The sequence below is a fragment of the Agromyces sp. Y575 genome (assembly GCF_059445445.1).
The window spans coordinates 283076-299243 of sequence record NZ_JCAIUI010000001.1 but is presented as its reverse complement, the minus strand read 5'-3'; the positions used below and the strand labels follow the sequence as shown (position 1 = coordinate 299243).

Annotated in this window: 15 protein-coding genes; 9 read left to right on the top strand and 6 right to left on the bottom strand. The window is 68.2% G+C overall.

The window, feature by feature from the left end; genetic code table 11:
• Positions 1–123: 123 nt before the first annotated feature.
• From AC1C2U_RS01495 to fabG, 3 genes are all read right to left on the bottom strand, one after another.
• On the bottom strand, positions 124–3609 hold the full coding sequence (locus tag AC1C2U_RS01495) for an FUSC family protein (protein ID WP_495359951.1): 3486 nt from the start codon (positions 3607–3609) through the stop codon (positions 124–126).
• 3 nt (positions 3610–3612) lie between these two features.
• Positions 3613–4752: a S1C family serine protease gene (locus AC1C2U_RS01490; RefSeq protein ID WP_495359949.1), complete on the bottom strand. Its 1140-nt coding sequence runs from the start codon at positions 4750–4752 to the stop codon at positions 3613–3615.
• A 169-nt stretch (positions 4753–4921) separates the two neighbouring features.
• Positions 4922–5632 (bottom strand): 3-oxoacyl-ACP reductase FabG, encoded by a 711-nt coding sequence (gene fabG / locus AC1C2U_RS01485; protein WP_495359948.1) that lies wholly within the window; start codon positions 5630–5632, stop codon positions 4922–4924.
• A 133-nt stretch (positions 5633–5765) separates the two neighbouring features.
• Here fabG and AC1C2U_RS01480 point away from each other — a divergent pair, with 133 nt between their 5' ends.
• The 3 genes from AC1C2U_RS01480 to AC1C2U_RS01470 are packed head-to-tail and all read left to right on the top strand — an operon-like array spanning position 5766 to position 7188.
• The gene (locus tag AC1C2U_RS01480; RefSeq protein ID WP_495359946.1) at positions 5766–6101 is read left to right on the top strand and encodes a DUF3099 domain-containing protein; all 336 of its coding nucleotides are present in this window, start codon (positions 5766–5768) and stop codon (positions 6099–6101) included.
• Entirely contained in the window at positions 6098–6355 is a 258-nt protein-coding gene (locus AC1C2U_RS01475; RefSeq protein WP_495359945.1) for a hypothetical protein, read from the top strand. Before AC1C2U_RS01480 ends, AC1C2U_RS01475 begins: the two co-directional genes overlap by 4 nt.
• On the top strand, positions 6352–7188 hold the full coding sequence (locus tag AC1C2U_RS01470; RefSeq protein ID WP_495359944.1) for an SURF1 family cytochrome oxidase biogenesis protein: 837 nt from the start codon (positions 6352–6354) through the stop codon (positions 7186–7188). Before AC1C2U_RS01475 ends, AC1C2U_RS01470 begins: the two co-directional genes overlap by 4 nt.
• 1 nt (position 7189) lies before the next feature.
• On the opposite strand, the gene AC1C2U_RS01465 is transcribed toward AC1C2U_RS01470, so the two are convergent.
• Positions 7190–8788, bottom strand: coding sequence for an ABC-F family ATP-binding cassette domain-containing protein (locus AC1C2U_RS01465; protein WP_495359943.1), 1599 nt, complete (start codon positions 8786–8788; stop codon positions 7190–7192).
• A 136-nt stretch (positions 8789–8924) separates the two neighbouring features.
• Here AC1C2U_RS01465 and AC1C2U_RS01460 point away from each other — a divergent pair, with 136 nt between their 5' ends.
• The 3 genes from AC1C2U_RS01460 to AC1C2U_RS01450 all read left to right on the top strand — a co-directional run bounded on the left by AC1C2U_RS01460 (position 8925) and on the right by AC1C2U_RS01450 (position 11573).
• Positions 8925–10040 carry a winged helix DNA-binding domain-containing protein gene (locus tag AC1C2U_RS01460; RefSeq protein WP_495359942.1) on the top strand — a complete coding sequence of 372 codons (1116 nt, stop codon included), beginning with the start codon at positions 8925–8927 and terminating at the stop codon, positions 10038–10040.
• A 48-nt stretch (positions 10041–10088) separates the two neighbouring features.
• Positions 10089–10694, top strand: a complete 606-nt coding sequence (locus AC1C2U_RS01455; protein ID WP_495359941.1) for a TetR/AcrR family transcriptional regulator — start codon at positions 10089–10091, stop codon at positions 10692–10694.
• Between the two features lie 117 nt (positions 10695–10811).
• Entirely contained in the window at positions 10812–11573 is a 762-nt protein-coding gene (locus AC1C2U_RS01450; RefSeq protein WP_495359940.1) for an SDR family NAD(P)-dependent oxidoreductase, read from the top strand.
• A gap of 99 nt (positions 11574–11672) precedes the next feature.
• On the opposite strand, the gene AC1C2U_RS01445 is transcribed toward AC1C2U_RS01450, so the two are convergent.
• Both AC1C2U_RS01445 and AC1C2U_RS01440 read right to left on the bottom strand, forming a co-directional pair.
• Positions 11673–12236: a YceI family protein gene (locus tag AC1C2U_RS01445; protein ID WP_495353945.1), complete on the bottom strand. Its 564-nt coding sequence runs from the start codon at positions 12234–12236 to the stop codon at positions 11673–11675.
• A gap of 103 nt (positions 12237–12339) precedes the next feature.
• Positions 12340–13509 (bottom strand): glycoside hydrolase family 3 N-terminal domain-containing protein, encoded by a 1170-nt coding sequence (locus AC1C2U_RS01440; protein WP_495359939.1) that lies wholly within the window; start codon positions 13507–13509, stop codon positions 12340–12342.
• A gap of 78 nt (positions 13510–13587) precedes the next feature.
• On the opposite strand from AC1C2U_RS01440, the gene AC1C2U_RS01435 reads away from it, so the two are divergent.
• The 3 genes from AC1C2U_RS01435 to AC1C2U_RS01425 are packed head-to-tail and all read left to right on the top strand — an operon-like array spanning position 13588 to position 16063.
• Positions 13588–14727 (top strand): aggregation-promoting factor C-terminal-like domain-containing protein, encoded by a 1140-nt coding sequence (locus tag AC1C2U_RS01435; protein ID WP_495359938.1) that lies wholly within the window; start codon positions 13588–13590, stop codon positions 14725–14727.
• Between the two features lie 17 nt (positions 14728–14744).
• Entirely contained in the window at positions 14745–15569 is an 825-nt protein-coding gene (locus AC1C2U_RS01430) for an oxygenase MpaB family protein (RefSeq protein ID WP_495359937.1), read from the top strand.
• Positions 15569–16063: an Lrp/AsnC family transcriptional regulator gene (locus AC1C2U_RS01425; RefSeq protein ID WP_495353941.1), complete on the top strand. Its 495-nt coding sequence runs from the start codon at positions 15569–15571 to the stop codon at positions 16061–16063. Before AC1C2U_RS01430 ends, AC1C2U_RS01425 begins: the two co-directional genes overlap by 1 nt.
• The last annotated feature ends 105 nt before the right edge of the window (positions 16064–16168 follow it).

The window sequence follows — 16168 nt, the reverse complement described above, 5'->3', positions numbered from 1 at the left end:
GCCCCCCCAGGTCGGTAATGCAGTCCCGACCCTACGCCTATCACCAGAATGCCGCCAGCTCTTGTCGCTCCGGGTCCCGAGAGCCGCATGGTCGCGCGGAATTTCACGTCGTGTACACGAAGATCAACCTTCCTGCTCTCGGCCGAGCCGGATACGCCTCGGGCTTCCAGTGCCGTCGCCCGCGACGAGCAGCGAGACCGTGCCGTTGATGCGCTCGAGCGACCGCACTGCTCGCTCGATCGACGCCGGCAGCTCGATCTCGTCGAGGTCGACCGTTCCGAGATCGTTTTGCACCGGCTGTGCGACGCCGTTGTCGAGCATCGTCTCGAGGGCGACGAAGTTGCCGTCGGTCACCGTCTCGAAGTGCTCCCATTGATCCGACGTCACCGGCGACGAGCGCGTGGGATGCACGGTCGTCTGCGCGAGGTGGCGAGTGTAGTAGAGCAGCGCCCAATAGCCGGTCAGCTTCGCTTCGACACCGCTCGGGTCGAGAGAACCGGAGCTGCGGCGCAGCGGTGCAGCGGTCTTCTGCACGACTCGGAGCTGATCCGTCATCGCCATCTCGGCGGTTCGCAGTTTCTCGGTGGTGACACTGGTGGCTGCTGCTCCGCCGCGCAGCCGGGCAAGCGACATGTCCGTGACCGCCTGCACCGAACGCACGAGGCGGAGCGAGTCCTGCGCAAGTCGGGTCCTCGTGCGGGTGGGGAGCACGAGTGCAGCCACGAGCAGCGCGATGACCGCACCGATCAACGTCTCGGCGACCCGCAGCTCGATCGTCTCGCTGTCGAGCTTGCCGAGATACTCGTAGAGTTGGGCGAACATCATCGTCTGCCAGAAGCTCGACAACGGCGACGAAGTGGCCCGGAAGAAGATCGTCGCGAACACGCAGACCGCGAGCACGAGCAGCACCACGAACTCGTTGCCATCGGTGGCGAGCGCAATGCCGAAGCCTACCGTGGCACCGAGAATCGTGCCGAGGATCCGGCGGGCCCCCTTCGAGTACGTCTCGCCGTCGGTTCCGCCGAGCGTCATGTACGCCGGCATCGCCGCCCAATACTGATAGCTCGGCGACACGGTCGACCCGACGAGGAGAGCCAGACCGGTCGAGAGACCCGCCTGGATGGCTCGGCGGACCTCGCTCGTTGGTCCGCCACGGGAGCCGCTGGTATCGGCCTCCGACACCGTCTCGGCGTCGACTCCGGTGTCGCCGGTGTCTCCGGTTTCGGCTGTCTCGAGTTCGGCTTCGGAACGGGAGAACACGAGGTCGTCGCTCCTGGTCGACTGCACGGCGTCGAGAGAGACCTCGAGTTCGGCGATCGCGCCGACCAGTCGGCGTGCCTGCTCCGGCCAGCGCTCCGAAACCTCGAGGCTGAGAGCGGTCGGCGTCACCTCCGCCTCGTCGCCGGTCGCTGTCGAGTCGGCGCCAGCCGACGCGGGGTCGTTGCCGCTCCCCGCGGAGTCGCCGGCAGTCGACGCCGATACGGCACCTTCCGCCGCCGCCCACTCCGGAGTCGGCGAGTACCCGCGAATATGTGCCTGGACCGACTCGAGGTCTCCCGCGAGCCGTGATCTGACCTCGATAGGGATGCGCGAACCGGTCGCATCCTTCGCCGCGTCCACCATGTTGACGAGGGCGAGTTCCGCGTCGAAGACGCGCAGTCTCAGCACATCCGCCTGTTCCTGTGTCAGCCCGACGGAGCCGTCGACGCCGCTGAGCCTGCCGGTGAGGAAGGACGCACTGCGATGGGTCTGCGCGAGTTCGGTCCGCACGCGTCGCACGAGATCCGGCTCCCAGCGGGCGGCCGAGACGGTGTCGATGACCGGGTCCATGGTCGAAGCGACCCGCATCTCGAACGCCCGGACTCCGGCGAGCACCGCTTTGCGCTCCATCCCCCGACTCCGCAACAGTGCAGCGATCGTCGCAATGACCACGCCCATCGCTCCGGCAAGGGCGAACTCGGCGAACTCGCCCGGTTGCAAGCGCATCAGGAGCGTGAAGTAGTAGGTGATGAACAGCAATTGACCGAGGCCGCCGATCGCGGGTCCGAGTGTGGAGGCCCACACTCCGACCACGGCGAGCACCACCAACACCGCGGTCGTGAGGAACGAATCGTGCGGTACGACGACGTTCAGCACGACTGCGATCAGCACCGGCACGATTGCGAGCAGCCCGGCGAGGCGCGCGGCGCCGTGAGCTGACCTCGATCCCGATCCGGCAAACATCGCGACGATGCCGCCGAAGACCGCGGCCGGCATCACCGGAAGCTTCAGCACCGTGAACACCGCCACGATCACGAGCACGGTCACGATTGCCGCGATCAGCGCACGAAGGGCCTGGAAGAAGCGGATGTTTCCCGGATCGACGAGAGTGAGCCGCCGCGAGAAGAAGGCGCGGACCCCGCTTCGCTGCGTTCCGCGAGGCTTGGGAGCGGGTGGAATCAGCAACGAGAGCGGTTCATCGCTGTCGGAGTAGACGGGCTGGTAGTCGAGGTCATGACTGACCGCCGCGCTGAACTGTTGCGAACGGTAGGCGAACGGCAGCCATTCGACATAACGCGCGTACGCCTCATCGACGTCGGTCAGCGCGGTCCCGTGCACGAGATCGGCCATGTCGTGATTCAGCTGGATGAATCGATCGACCCAGGGGTCGATGGGGTGCCGGTTCCTGCGTCGTCGCTCGTCGGTTCGAGTCTTCTCGTCCTCGGTGACCTGACGGCGGAACTCCTCCAACTCGACCGTGGCCGGCACGTCTTCGCTCTTCCACCGCAAGAGCGGTTGGAGATATCGGCGGAATGCGTCGAACTGCGCCGTCAGGGGCAACAGCGACGGCTCCTGGGTCACCGGATTGCCCGTCGGCAGCCCCCAGCGCAGGGCACCGATGACTCCCGCCATCATCCTGATCGAGTACGGCAGCGAGAACGTGTCTCGTCCGCTCTGGAAGTAGTACGCGGAGTGGTGCAGCCGAACGCCGTCGGTGTACGCACTGAAGGAGTCGGCGATGCTCTGCAGGTGCGAGTCCAGACCGCGGGACTTCCCTTCGGGAAAATAGGGCTCGAGGCTCGCGATCGGCTCCCCTACCCCGGGACCCGCGCTGTAGAACTGGACCGAGAGCGCCCGCAGATCACTGATCACGGAATAGATGCCGAGCAGGAACGTGAGGATCAACGAGACGAGCACAACGCCGGTGAGCGTCTCGAGGATCGAGAGTGCGCGGAGTATGTCGGTGTTCGGCGTCAGCTGCGACGTTCCGACGGTCGACAGCTGCGCTGCGCTGAAGTAGATCGCGCTGAACGGATTCCCGTCCACACCGTCGTAGAGGAAGTTCTGGCCCCTCATCAAGCCGAAGTAGATCAAGCCGAACCCGACGATCACCCCAGCGAGCCATGTGACGACGGTGATGAGGATCTGCAATCCCGTGACCTGCCGGAGAACGACGGGTCTCCAACGGCGCGACAGTCGACGGGTTCCGCGCCGCACGAGCGCCCATTGCCAGGCGGCGAGTCGCCCGGCGAGGAACCCCGCCTCGTCATAGTTCAGCGCAGTGAGGAAGACATCGAGGAGTGTGAGCCCCAAGACGAGGATTCCCGCGACAACCCAGATGTCCTCCACCGATCAGCCCTGTGGCGCTTCCTGAAGTGTGACCGTCGCCGTCTCTGGAGTCCCGTCTCTCAGGTAGCCGATCTCCACCTCGTCTCCGACCTGAGCTTCGAGCGTGATCGCCGTCAAGGCCTCGGGACGGGTCGCCGGCTCGCCGTTCACTTCGACGATGACGTCGCCGGCACGGATTCCCGCCTCATCGGCGGGGCCGCCTGCGACGACCGACACCACGAACAAGCCGCCCTCCACACCGAAGTCTGCTGCGGCGCTCGCGGGGATCGCGGCGACCGCGACCCCGAAGTACGGGTAGCTCGCACTTCCGGTGGTGATGAGCTGCTCGACGATCGACATCGCCCGATCGACGGGGACCGCGAATCCGATGCCCACGCTGCCGCCGCCCGCCTCCCCTGAGGCATTCGGTACCGTAGCGATCGCCGTGTTGATGCCGATCAACTGGCCGTCGCAATCGACGAGTGGGCCGCCCGAGTTGCCAGGGTTGATCGCAGCATCCGTCTGGATCGCACCGGTGAGGATGGTGGTCTGGTCGCCGTCGCTCGGCACGGTCACGTCGCGCCCGAGTGCGCTGACGATGCCGGCGGTGACCGACCCCGAGAGTCCGAGCGGCGCGCCGAGCGCCACGACCGGTTGCCCGACGGCGACATCCGCCGAGCTGCCGACCTCGATCGTCGGCAGCGCCGACGGGTGCTCGACCTTCAGCACGGCGATGTCCGCCCGCGGGTCGCGACCGACGAGCGTCGCCGGAGCGGTCTCGCCACTGCTGTACAGAACGATGATCTCGCCGCCCTCGGCAGCGAGCGAGATCACGTGGTTGTTGGTGACGATGTAGCCGTCGTCGCTGATGATCTCGCCGGTACCGACACCGCTTCCGGATTCGCCGCTCGCCGAGATCGTCACGACCGCCGGAAGCACCTCATCGGAGACCTGTGTCGCATCGCACACGCTGCCATCGGCGATGGCGACAGAAGCCGAGGGCTCAGGTGTCGCAGACGTTACGGGTGCGGCGACGAGCCGCTGTCCGAGCACGCCGCCCAGGACCCCCGCGATCAGGCCGAGGACGACGGCGATAGCGACGACGATCCAGATCCATCCCCGACCCGGACTGGCCTGCTTCGGTGCTTCGGCTTGTTCCGACATGGCTCCCCCTCGCCAACGCTCGCCACTGCAGAACCAGGAGACGCTTCGCCGCGCGATTCATCGTTCCCCCGAACTGAACCTGCACCGGATGTCGAAATTCGACCCGAGTGGCCCAAGTCTGCCCCGCGATACTCGGACAGGTCAATGGTCGGCGCGGCGCGGCGCTGCCCTAGTGCCCCATTCCGAAGCCGCCATCGACGGGGATGACGGCGCCGGAGATGTACCCGGCGTCGTCGCCTGCGACCCAAGCGACGACCTTCGCGACCTCGTCGGGCGAGGCGAAACGGGCGAGCGGGATGCGCTTCTTGTACTCCGCCTGCTGCGCCTCGGGCAGCTCGTCGGTCATGTCGGTCTCGATGAAGCCGGGCGCGACGACGTTCGCCGTGATGTCCCGTGCCCCGAGCTCGCGGGTGAGCGAGCGGGCCATGCCCACGAGCCCCGCTTTCGACGCCGAGTAATTGACCTGGCCGGCGGAGCCGGAGAGCCCGACGACGCTCGAGATGAACACGATACGGCCGAAGCGCGCTTTCAGCATGCCCTTCGAGGCACGCTTGACGACGCGGAACGCTCCAGTGAGGTTGGTGTCGACGACGCTCGCGAAGTCTTCTTCGCTCATGCGCAGCACGAGCATGTCGCGCGTGATGCCCGCGTTCGCGACGACCACTTCGACGGGACCGAGCGCGGCCTCCACCTCGGTGAAGGCCTGATCGACGGATGCCGCGTCGGTGACGTCGGCCCGCACGGTGAGCGACCCTTCGGGGCCCGCGCCCGAGCGCGCCGTGACGGCCACGCGGTGCCCCTGTGCGATGAACTCGCGGGCGATGGCGAACCCGATCCCGCGGTTGCCCCCGGTCACGAGAACGGTGCGGCTCGTCGTCATGCGTGCGTCTCCTTCTGGGTGTCGGGCCGATCGACCCGTTCCAGTTTAGAGGCTGGTCGAATCGGGGCATCCGCCGCCCTCAGACGGACGTAGGCTTGAATGCAGAGGAGCGCCGCAGACCACGGCCACCACCATGAAGCAGCCGTCGATCACCTCGCTGCCGCCATCGCCCGAGGCGGAGCGGCGGTCGCGCATGATCAAGTACTCGATCGCGATGTCGATTCGTATGCTGTGCATCGTCGCCATGCTCTTCGTCGATGGCTGGTGGCTCGCCGTTTGCGCCGTGGGGGCGATCTTCCTGCCGTACTTCGCAGTGGTCCTCGCCAACGTGGGCACGTCGCCCCCGCAATCCGAGGTGCTCCGCCCCGGCGCCATCGTGCCGCTCATTCCCCCGCCTCCTGCCGCCCCGTCAGACGCGCCGGCCGAACCCGCGAACGACTCTCACGACGACGAGCGTGGTGCCGCATGATCGGTGGCCTGGGCGCGTCGCCCGACCATGGGGTCTGCTCGCGCGCGGAATGCCGGGAGTCCGCGACCTGGCGCATCGACTGGCGCAATCCGCGCATCCACACCGGCGACCGGAGCAAGACCTGGCTCGCCTGCGACGAACACGTCGAGTACCTCCGCGGGTTCCTCGAGGCGCGGTCGTTCCCCGTCTCGGTGGCGGCCTTCGACGAGTCCGGCGACGAGCGAGCGGATGCCGCGAAGGAGGATCGTCGATGAACGAGTGGCGTTTCCTCCTTCACCGCCGTTGGGCGGGCTACCTCCTGCTCACGATCATCTTCGCGATCGTCTGCTCGGCGCTCGGTACGTGGCAGCTGAATCGGCGTGCCGAGGCGCTCGCCGAGGTCGCCCGCATCGACGCGAACTACGACGCCGAACCGTTGCCCGTGGCCGAGGCGCTGCCCGATCCGGGGGCGTTCGAGATCGACCAGCGCTGGCAGGTCGTCTCGCTGTCCGGTGAGTATCTCCCCGATGAAGAGGTCGTGGTGCGCAACCGGCCGTTCCAGGGCAGCACCGGATTCCAGGTGATCACGCCCTTCCGCCTCGACGACGGCACCGTGTTCATGGTCGATCGGGGCTGGATCGCCCAGAACTCCGAGGGGCGCCCGAGCGAGGTGCCGGCGCCGCCCGCCGGAGAGGTCGAAGTCGAGGCTCGGCTGAAAGCCAGTGAGGGTCGAATCTCAGGACGCACGTCGACTGGCATCGAGTTCGCGACCATCGATCTCGCCGAGCTCGCCGAACGCATCGGCGAGCCGAGCTACACGGCGGCCTACGGCGTGCTCGTGCAATCGGGGGCCGACGGCAGCGAGCCCCCGCTCGCAGCGGCGCGGCCCGAGCGCGACGAGGGCCCGCATCTCTCGTACGCGTTGCAGTGGTACGTCTTCGCCCTGTTGGCGTTCATCGGGCTCGGGTGGGCTGCGAACCAGGAGCGCAAGGGGCTTGCCGAGGCATCCGGTTCGACCGATACCGCCACGCGACCACGCCGCGAGCCGAAGCAGCCGAAGCGCGACACCGACGCCGACCTGGAAGATGGCGTGCTCGACCGGCGGTAGGTCAAGCCAGCTCGATGAGCTCCTGGTATTCGCGGCTCCAATGGTCTTCGGTGCCGTCTGGCATGATGAGCACCCGCTCGGGGTTCAGCGCCTCGACCGCGCCCGGGTCGTGCGAGACGAGCACGACCGAGCCCTCGTAGTGCGCGAGCGCGTCGAGGATCTCGGCGCGGCTCGCCGGGTCGAGGTTGTTCGTCGGCTCGTCGAGCAGCAGCACGTTCGCACCCGAGACGACGATCATCGCGAGCGCGAGGCGGGTCTTCTCACCGCCGGAGAGCACTCCGGCGGGCTTGTGCACGTCGTCGCCCGTGAAGAGGAACGAGCCGAGCACCTTTCGCGCCTCGGTCTCTGTGAGGTTCGGTGATGCGCTGACCATGTTCTGGAGCACCGAACGCTTCACGTCGATCGTCTCGTGCTCTTGCGCGTAGTAGCCGACGCGCAGGCCGTGGCCGGCTTCGACGACACCGGTGTCGGGCTCGTCGACGCCCGCGAGGATGCGGAGCAGGGTCGTCTTGCCTGCGCCGTTCAGGCCGATGATGACGACCTTCGACCCGCGGTCGATCGCAAGGTCGACGGCGGTGAAGATCTCGAGCGAGCCGTAGCTCTTCGAAAGGTCTGATGCGGTGATAGGCGTGCGACCGCACGGCGCCGGAGTCGGGAAACGCAGCTTCGCCACGCGGTCGACGGCGCGCACCTCGTCGAGGCCCGCGAGGAGCTTCTCGGCACGGGCGACCATCTGGTGCGCCGCGGCGGCCTTCGAGGCCTTCGCACCGAACTTGGCGGCCTGCAGTTGCAGAACGCCGGCCTTCTTCTCGGCGTTCACCCGCTCCTTCTTGCGACGTTCTTCGTCAGCGGCGCGCTGACGCTGGTAGTGCTTCCACCCCATGTTGTAGATGTCGATCGCCGAGCGGTTGGCGTCGAGATAGAAGACGCGATTGACGATCTCGCCGATGAGTACGACGTCGTGCGAGATGACGATGACGCCGCCGCGGTAGCCCCTCAGGAACTCGCGAAGCCAGACCACGGAGTCGGCGTCGAGGTGGTTCGTCGGTTCGTCGAGGATCATCGTCTCGGCGGCGGAGAAGAGGATGCGGGCGAGTTCGATGCGGCGTCGCTGGCCACCCGAGAGCGTCTTCAGCGGCTGGTCGAGGATGCGGTCGGGCAGATTCAGGTTCGATGCGATCGAAGCGGCCTCGGCTTCAGCGGCGTACCCTCCGAGCGCATTGAAACGGTCGGTGAGGTTGCCGTACTTCTTCATGGCGCGTTCGGCGGTCGCCGGGTCGGAATCACCCATGCTCAGGGAGGCCTCGTGCATGCCGAGGGCGATCTGCCCGAGTCCGCGGGCATCGAGGATGCGGGTGCGGGCGAGCATCTCGGGGTCTCCGGAGCGCGGATCCTGCGGCAGATAGCCGATCTCTCCGCCGCGGTCGATACGGCCCCCGGTGGGCAGCGTCTCGCCCGCCAGTGTCTTCGTGAGGGTAGTCTTGCCGGCGCCGTTCCGGCCGACGAGGCCGATCTTGTCACCGTCGGAGACGCGGAAGTCGACGTGCTCCATCAGCACGCGCGCACCGATGCGGATCTCGAGATCATGGACGGCGAGCACGGGATTCCTCCGAAGGAACAAGGGTGGGATGGCGTGCCGAGCGGCACAGCCTCCCAGTCTATCCCGCTCGGGTGCCCGGGCAGCAGCCATACAGGGTCTGCGACCGGATGTCTCAGGCATCCGCCAGACTCGGACCATGCCGCATCTCGCCAGCGACGCCCGCGTTCGCGCTGCCCGACTCGAATCTCACGGCCTCGCCCGAGGGCTGCCCTCGGCCGTCGAAGCGGTGCGGCGACTCGGCGCTGTGCAGGCGCAGGACTTCGCCGCGTCGAAGTGGGTCGTCGGCGCTCGGGTGCGGGGTTCGGTCGCCGCCGACGTCGATGCGGCGATCGAGTCCCGCGAGGTGCTCCGCTCCTGGCCGATGCGCGGCACCCTCCACCTCGTGCCGGCCGAATCGCTGCGCGACATCCTCGCGATCACGGGGCCGCGCATCATGCAGCGCGCCGCCGCGACCCATCGGGAGCTCGAGCTCGACGCCGACGTCTACTCCGCAGCCCGCGACATCGCGGAACGCGAACTCGTGGGCGGCCGCTCGCTCTCGCGTGACGAACTGCAGGCCGTCTGGCAGGCGGGTGGCATCTCGACCGCCGGCCAGCGCGGGTACCACCTGATTTGGTGGCTTGCCCACGACGGGGTGCTCTGCTGCGGACCGGTCGAGGGTCGCGGGCAGCGCTTCGTGCTGCTCGACGAGTGGTCGCCTCGCAGCGCGCCGGCATCGGAACGCGGTGAGACGCTCGTCGCGCTTTTCCTCTCGTACCTCGGTGGTCACGGACCTGCCACCGTGCATGACTTCGCCTGGTGGAGCGGAGTCACGCTCACCGATGCGCGGGCGGCGCTCGCCGACGCGGGTGACGCGGTCGCCGCCTTCGATGATGAGCGTCATGTCGTCGCCGACCCCGTCGATCAGGTCGGAGCCGGGTTCACGTCGACGCCCTCACCCACGCGGGCTGCCGGCCGCCACGCGCTCGCGGCGTTCGACGAGTACTATCTCGGCTATCGAGACCGCGACCCGGTCTGCGACCCTGTTCATGCGCCCCGGGTGGTTCCCGGTGGCAATGGAGTGTTCCAGCCGACGCTCGTGCAGAGCGGCCGGGTGATCGGACTCTGGCGCACGCTGAAGCGTGCACGCGCGACATCCGTGACGCTCGACGGATTCGAGGGCCCGCTCGACCCAGCGTCGTTCACCCCGAGGCTGCGCGAATGGGCGCGGTTCTGGGCGGTGCAGCTCGGCGAGGTCGGCACTGCGAAGTGAACGCCGGCACGATCGGCCGGGAGCCGTGACCCCCGCTACTCTTCGTGCATGGCCACCATTGCCCGCGGGCGCCCGCGCAGTGAATCGACTCGCACCGCGATCTTGAACGCCACACGTGATCTCCTCCCCGAGATCGGCTGGGACGCGCTGAGCGTCGAGCGGATCGCGACCCGCGCCGGAGTCTCGAAACAGACCGTCTACCGCTGGTGGCGCACCAAGGGCGCTGTCGTCGCAGAGGGCATCGTCAACGGGAACATCTCGTACTTCCCGATATCCGTCGCCGACTCCTCCGACATCGAGACCGACCTCAGATCGACGTTTCACGCCATCTCGGCGGCCCTGAACGCGCCGGGGGCAGCCGCGCTGCGCAGCGCCCTCGTGGCTGCGGCGGCGGCCGACGAGGAGGTGGGAATCAGGCAGCACGATCTCATGATCGCGCCCCTGCACGAGCAACTGGAGGAACGCCTCGCACGGGCGGTTTCACTCGGGGAACTCCGATCGGACGCCGACGTGGAGATCATCGCCGACGCACTGCTCGGTGCTGTCTTCCACCGAATCGCCAACCCCCGGCGGCCGGGCGGCACCAGCACGGAGGGACTCGTCGACCTCATCCTGCACGGCGCGGCGGCGCAGCCGGTCGCCCCTGAACACTGATTTCGAGCGACTCCGCACCGCACCGCACCCGTATTCCCGTGGACCTCGACTGCTAGCCTCGACATTTATGAGACTATTCGTCTCGTAAATCGACAGAGGACAAGGAGATCGAAATCCATGAAGAGACTCGACGGCAAGACCATCCTGATCGCGGGATCGGGCGGCATCGGAGCCGGGCTTGCGCAACGCTATGCGGCGGAGGGCGCGAATGTCGTTCTGGGTGACATCGACACGGACGGCGTCGAATCGGTCGCCGCCGGCATCCGCGGTGAGGGCGGCTCGATCGTCGCCACCCGACTCGACGGCGCCGATGAGGCGTCCGTCGGCTCCGCCGTGTCGCTGGCCCTCGCCACCTACGGCGGTCTCGACGGCCTGCACGTGAATTTCGCGAGCATGTCGGGCGATCCCGAGCACGGAGTGCTCGACGTGCCCATGGACGAGTTCGACGAGAGCATCCGGATCAACCAGCGCGGCTACGTGCTCTGCACCCGCGCGGCGCTTCCGCCAATGATCGAACGTGGCAGCGGATCGATCGTCTTCACGAGCTCGGGTGCCGCGTACGTCGCCGAGCCCGTGCGCGTCGCCTACGCGATGGCGAAGTCCGCCGGTCACGCGCTGATGCGACACGTGGCCGCCCGCTACGGCGCTCAGGGAGTCCGGGCGAACGCCATCGCCCCCGGCGTGATTCTGCACGACCGCTTTCCCGCCGAGATCCGTGCGGCGATGGAGGAGTCGACCGTCAAGGCGACCTTCATCAAGTCACGCGTCGGGAATCCCGGCGACATCGCGGCAGCCGGCGCATACCTGCTCTCGGACGATGCCGGCTATGTGACGGGCCAGGTGCTCTCTGTGGACGGCGGCCGCACCGTTCGCGCCTGATCGAGCGCGCATCCGCGGGTCCGGACTCTGAATCGGACTCGCACGCGTACGGCAACGGCGGTCGTGCGCTGTGCACGACCGCCGTTCCCGCCATGCCGACTACTGGTCGAGCGAAGCCTGCAGCTCGAGCGTGATCGTCACCTGATCGCCGAGCAGCACGCCGCCGGTCTCGAGCGCCGCGTTGTACATGAGCCCGAAGTCCTCACGGTTGATCACGGTCTTCGCCGTCGCGCCGCCCTTGTAGTTGCCGTAGGGGTCGCCGCCGAAGCCGCCGAACTCGAAGTCGAAGGTGACGGGCTTCGTGATGCCGCGGATGGTGAGATCGCCGTCGACCTTGAAGTCGCCCTTCTCGACGCGCACGCCGGTCGAGACGAAGTCGATGGTCGGGTGGGTCTCGGCCTCGAAGAAGTCGCCGGTGCGCAGGTGCGCGTCGCGGGTCGGCTCGTTCGTGGTGACCGAGGCGACCTCGGCAGAGGCGGTGACGCTCGAGTCGAGCGGGTTCTCAGCGGTGACGAAGGTGGCGTCGAAGCGGTCGAACTTCCCCCTGACCTTGCTGATCATGATGTGGCGGATGCTGAAGCCGACCTCGCTGTGCGTGGTGTCGATCTTCCAGGTGCCGGCGCGGTATCCGGGGATCTCGATCGTCGAGGCAGTGGTCGTCATATTGGGCAGTCTCCCGTGTTCGATGTCGTGGCGACCGTTCGGTCACACCTATGCAAACGCATATAACACCGAGAAATTCCCCGCCGGAGAGAACAGCACGAGTTCAGCTCGCGAACGAGCGGCGAAGCGTCAGGACTCGCTCGACCGCGTCGTTCAGCTGGGCCTCGCTGATCCGGCCGGCCTGCACAGCACCCACGATCGAGCCGACGAGTCCGTCGACCGAGATGCCGAATGTCGACGGGTCGGCGGGCAGCACGTAGAGCAGTAGGTCGGCGCCGGCGGCGACCGCGCGAACGGCGTTCTCCCCGGGGTCGGCGTACTCGGGGAGACCGTTGTGCGCCAGCATCAGCATGTCGTCGGTGACCACGACGCCGTCGAACCCGAGTTCGTCGCGCAGGATGCGATGCCAGGCCGGCGAGAGCGATGCCGGCGCCGCGTCGACGGCCGGATAGGCGAGATGACCCGTCATCACGAGTTCGGCCCCGGCATCGACACCGCTCGCGAAGGGCAGCGCCGGCGCCGCGCGCCACTCTTCGAGCCCGAGCGGCGCCGTCGGAATGCTCGAGTGCGAATCGCCGGGCGCTGCGCCGTGGCCTGGGAAGTGCTTGAGCGTGCTCGCAACCACTCCCTGCTCCCCCGCTACGGCGGCCGCGACCCGCTCCGCCGAGCCGGCCGGGTCGGTGCCGAGCACTCGCCCGAAGATGAACGAATCGGGATCTGCGGTGACGTCGGCGACGATGCCGAAGTTCACATTCACCCCGCTCGCGGCGAGCGTCGCCGCTCGCGCCGCGAAGGCGTCTCGCGCTGCTGCAGCGGGCACGGCCCGCAACGTGTCTGCGGCTGCCGCCGCATCCCACGAGAGCCGCTGCACCTCTCCGCCCTCCTCGTCGATGCCGATGAGGAGGGGCGCCTCGGGGTCGGTCTGTACGGCTGCGGTGAGCGCCGCGAGCTCGGCCGGCCCGGCCGGCACGTTGTCGCCCATGAGGATGAGCCCGGAGACGCCCGCGTCAGCGTAGGCGCGAAGCGGTGCAGGATCGGTGCCGGGCGCGTGCAGCATGAACAACGCCGCTGCCTTCTGCTCGATCGTGAGCCGCGACATCCGCTCATCGACCCACTCGGCGATGGGGTCAACGGGTGTCGGAGTCACCGAAGGGGTCGACGTCGGCGACTCGTTCGCGCCCGGGGTGACGGGCGACGAGGATGTGCAGGCCGTCACCGCGAGCAGCACCGCCGTAAGTACGAACGGCAGTGCAGCCATTCGCTTCACTCGCATCCGGACAACTCTACGCTGCGTGTCCGAACGTCCGCGGAGCGGCGCCGTAGGTAGACTCACGGCCTCGAAGGGGGTGCTGTGCGGGGAAGATCGAGGTTCGCAGCGGGCGCGGCGGCGCTGATCGTCGCCGCCCTCGTGTTGCCCGTGGCTCCGGCGTTCGGCGAGGACTATCCGAGCTGGGAGGAAGTCGAGGCCGCGAAGCAGGATGTCGCCTCGCGAGAAACCGAGGCGACGCGCATCACCGCCCTCGTCGATTCCCTCGAGGCCGAGTCCGCTCGGCTCGGTGATGACGCCGTCGAAGCCGCCGGGCTCTCCGCCGTCGCGGCGACCGCACACGAGATGGCCGAGCTGCGTGCGACGACCATCGCTGCGGCCTCCGAGGCCGCAGCCGTAGAGGCCGCAGCGTCGGGCGAGCGGCTCGGCCGGGTCGGCGCCGTCCTCGCCAGATCGGGCGGCGCGGATGTCACGCTGCGCCTGCTCCTCGCCGATGACGGTTCGACCGAGCTGTTGCAGGGCCTCTCCCGCGCAGCGCAACTCACCAACATCTACGGCGCCGTCGCCGATCGCGCGACCGAGGCGAAGGCTCAATCGCAGGCGCTCAGCGCTCAAGCAGACGTCGCCGAACAGGAGCGGGAGCGCCGTGCCACTGAGGCGGCCGAAGCAGCCGCCGCGGCCGAAGCAGCACACGAGGCGGCCGAGACGGAACTGGCCGAGCAACGAGTCGTCGTCGACACGCTCTACGCCCAGCTCGCAAGCCTTCGTGACCGCACCGTCGAACTCGAACGACAGTTTCAGGTCGGTGAACAGATACGCAGGGACGCCGAAGAGCGGCAGAAGGCCGCCGCAGCGGCCGCCGAGGCCGCCGCCAACAGCGGCGGAGTGGGCAGCGCGCCGCCGCCCGGCGTCGTCGTCGACACCGCCGGCGCGAAGGCCTACGCGGCCGACGCCGTCGCGCGATACGGATGGGGCAGCGACCAGTACCAGTGCCTGGTGCTCCTCTGGACGCGCGAATCGAGTTGGCGGGCCGACGCCTACAACGCCTCCAGCGGCGCCTACGGCATTCCCCAATCGCTGCCCGGCAGCAAGATGGCCAGCGCGGGGTCCGATTGGCGCACGAACGCCGCCACCCAGATCGAATGGGGCCTCACCTATATCGCCGGCCGCTACGGCGCCCCGTGCGGAGCCTGGGCGCACTCGGAGGCGAACAACTGGTACTAGCGGTACAACTGGTACTCATGCGCGAACATGACGATCGAGCGGTGTTCCGCCGCCACGGCGCCGAAGGCGTGCTGCTCCTCGGCGGCGGCGCAGCGATTCTGCTGCAACTGGCCGACCCCAGGGTTGCCCGCGGAGTCGCCCGGCACAGCGCTTTCCGCGAACGCCCGCTGGATCGACTGATCGGAACGCTCGACTACGTCTATGCCGTCGGATTCGGCGACGACGCGGTCGCAGCTGCGGCGGTGCGCACGGTCAACCGCCGTCACGCACCCGTGCGAGGCGGTGCAGACGGGGACGGCCCCGCCTACAGCGCGTTCGACGCCGACGCGCAACGCTTCGTCGCCTCGACACTGCTCGTGGTGGCGCTCGACCTGCACGAACGGCTGTGGGGTGCGCTGCCGCCCGAGGCGGGCGACGCGATCGTGCAAGGCTACGCGCCGCTCGGTGCCAGCCTCCAGTCAGCCGGTGAAGGATGGCCGGCGAGCCGCGCCGAGTTCGACGAGTGGTGGGCCGATCGGGTCGCCGCGCTCGACGTCGGCCATGAGGCCCGCGCGGTTGCGCGGAGCCTGCTCACCGAGACATCCGCTCTGCCCTTCGGAGCCGTTACTCTACTGCCGCTCGTGCGCCTCATGACTGCGGCGCTCCTGCCGCCTTCGATGCGCGCGGCGTACGGGTTCCGTTGGACGCCCCGCGTCGAACGCGTCGCGAACGGATGGCTCGACACGATCGGTACGCTCTGGCCGCTGCTGCCGCGGGCGATCAGGCACGCACCGATGCGCATCTCGCTCCGACGCGCGGAGCGCCGCAGCCGGTACGCTGGGCGTGAGCCACAAGGACGATGATGACCCAGCAGACACCGCACCGGAACGACGGGCTCGACAGCATCGACCGTCGCATCGTCGCCGAGTTGAGCCGCGACGGCCGGCTCTCGGTGCGCACGCTCGCCGAACGAGTGCACATCTCGCGCACCGCAGCCCACAATCGGGTGCAGCAATTGCAGCAGCGCGGTGTCATCACCGGCTTCGGCGCGCAGATCGATCGCAAGGCCATCGGCCTGAACATCTCGGCGCTCGTCGTCGTGCGCATCGGCGAGGTCTCGTGGGAGTCGATCGCCGCGAAGCTCGCGACCCTCCCCTTCGTCGAGAAGGTGCAGGCCGTCTCCGGTGACATCGACATCATCCTCACGGTGAGCGCCCCCGACCACGAGCAGTTGAGTCAGGCCATCCTCCGCGACATCCATGACATGCCGGGTGTGGTGTCGACGAGATCGCACCTGATCCTCGCCGAGTTGGAGGGGCATCCGCCCGCTCAGACGCTGGACATCTGGCGCGCCTGAGCCTCCGCTGAACGGACGATCGGTACCGCTTTCGAGCGCGCGGAGCCGTTCGTTCACGGTTGCACGAGAGCCCCTCCGCGGCGCGCGAGAGTGTCGCACGATGAG

Bases quoted from the DNA above. Each gene is read 5' to 3' on its own strand.
- AC1C2U_RS01480 (WP_495359946.1), top strand. From the start codon at position 5,766: ATGAAGCAGCCGTCGATCACCTCGCTGCCGCCATCGCCCGAGGCGGAG.
- AC1C2U_RS01460 (WP_495359942.1), top strand. From the start codon at position 8,925: ATGCCGCATCTCGCCAGCGACGCCCGCGTTCGCGCTGCCCGACTCGAA.
- AC1C2U_RS01440 (WP_495359939.1), bottom strand. From the start codon at position 13,509: ATGCGAGTGAAGCGAATGGCTGCACTGCCGTTCGTACTTACGGCGGTG.
- AC1C2U_RS01430 (WP_495359937.1), top strand. From the start codon at position 14,745: ATGCGCGAACATGACGATCGAGCGGTGTTCCGCCGCCACGGCGCCGAA.
- AC1C2U_RS01450 (WP_495359940.1), top strand. From the start codon at position 10,812: ATGAAGAGACTCGACGGCAAGACCATCCTGATCGCGGGATCGGGCGGC.
- AC1C2U_RS01470 (WP_495359944.1), top strand. From the start codon at position 6,352: ATGAACGAGTGGCGTTTCCTCCTTCACCGCCGTTGGGCGGGCTACCTC.
- AC1C2U_RS01445 (WP_495353945.1), bottom strand. From the start codon at position 12,236: ATGACGACCACTGCCTCGACGATCGAGATCCCCGGATACCGCGCCGGC.
- fabG (WP_495359948.1), bottom strand. From the start codon at position 5,632: ATGACGACGAGCCGCACCGTTCTCGTGACCGGGGGCAACCGCGGGATC.
- AC1C2U_RS01455 (WP_495359941.1), top strand. From the start codon at position 10,089: ATGGCCACCATTGCCCGCGGGCGCCCGCGCAGTGAATCGACTCGCACC.
- AC1C2U_RS01475 (WP_495359945.1), top strand. From the start codon at position 6,098: ATGATCGGTGGCCTGGGCGCGTCGCCCGACCATGGGGTCTGCTCGCGC.
- AC1C2U_RS01425 (WP_495353941.1), top strand. From the start codon at position 15,569: ATGACCCAGCAGACACCGCACCGGAACGACGGGCTCGACAGCATCGAC.
- AC1C2U_RS01490 (WP_495359949.1), bottom strand. From the start codon at position 4,752: ATGTCGGAACAAGCCGAAGCACCGAAGCAGGCCAGTCCGGGTCGGGGA.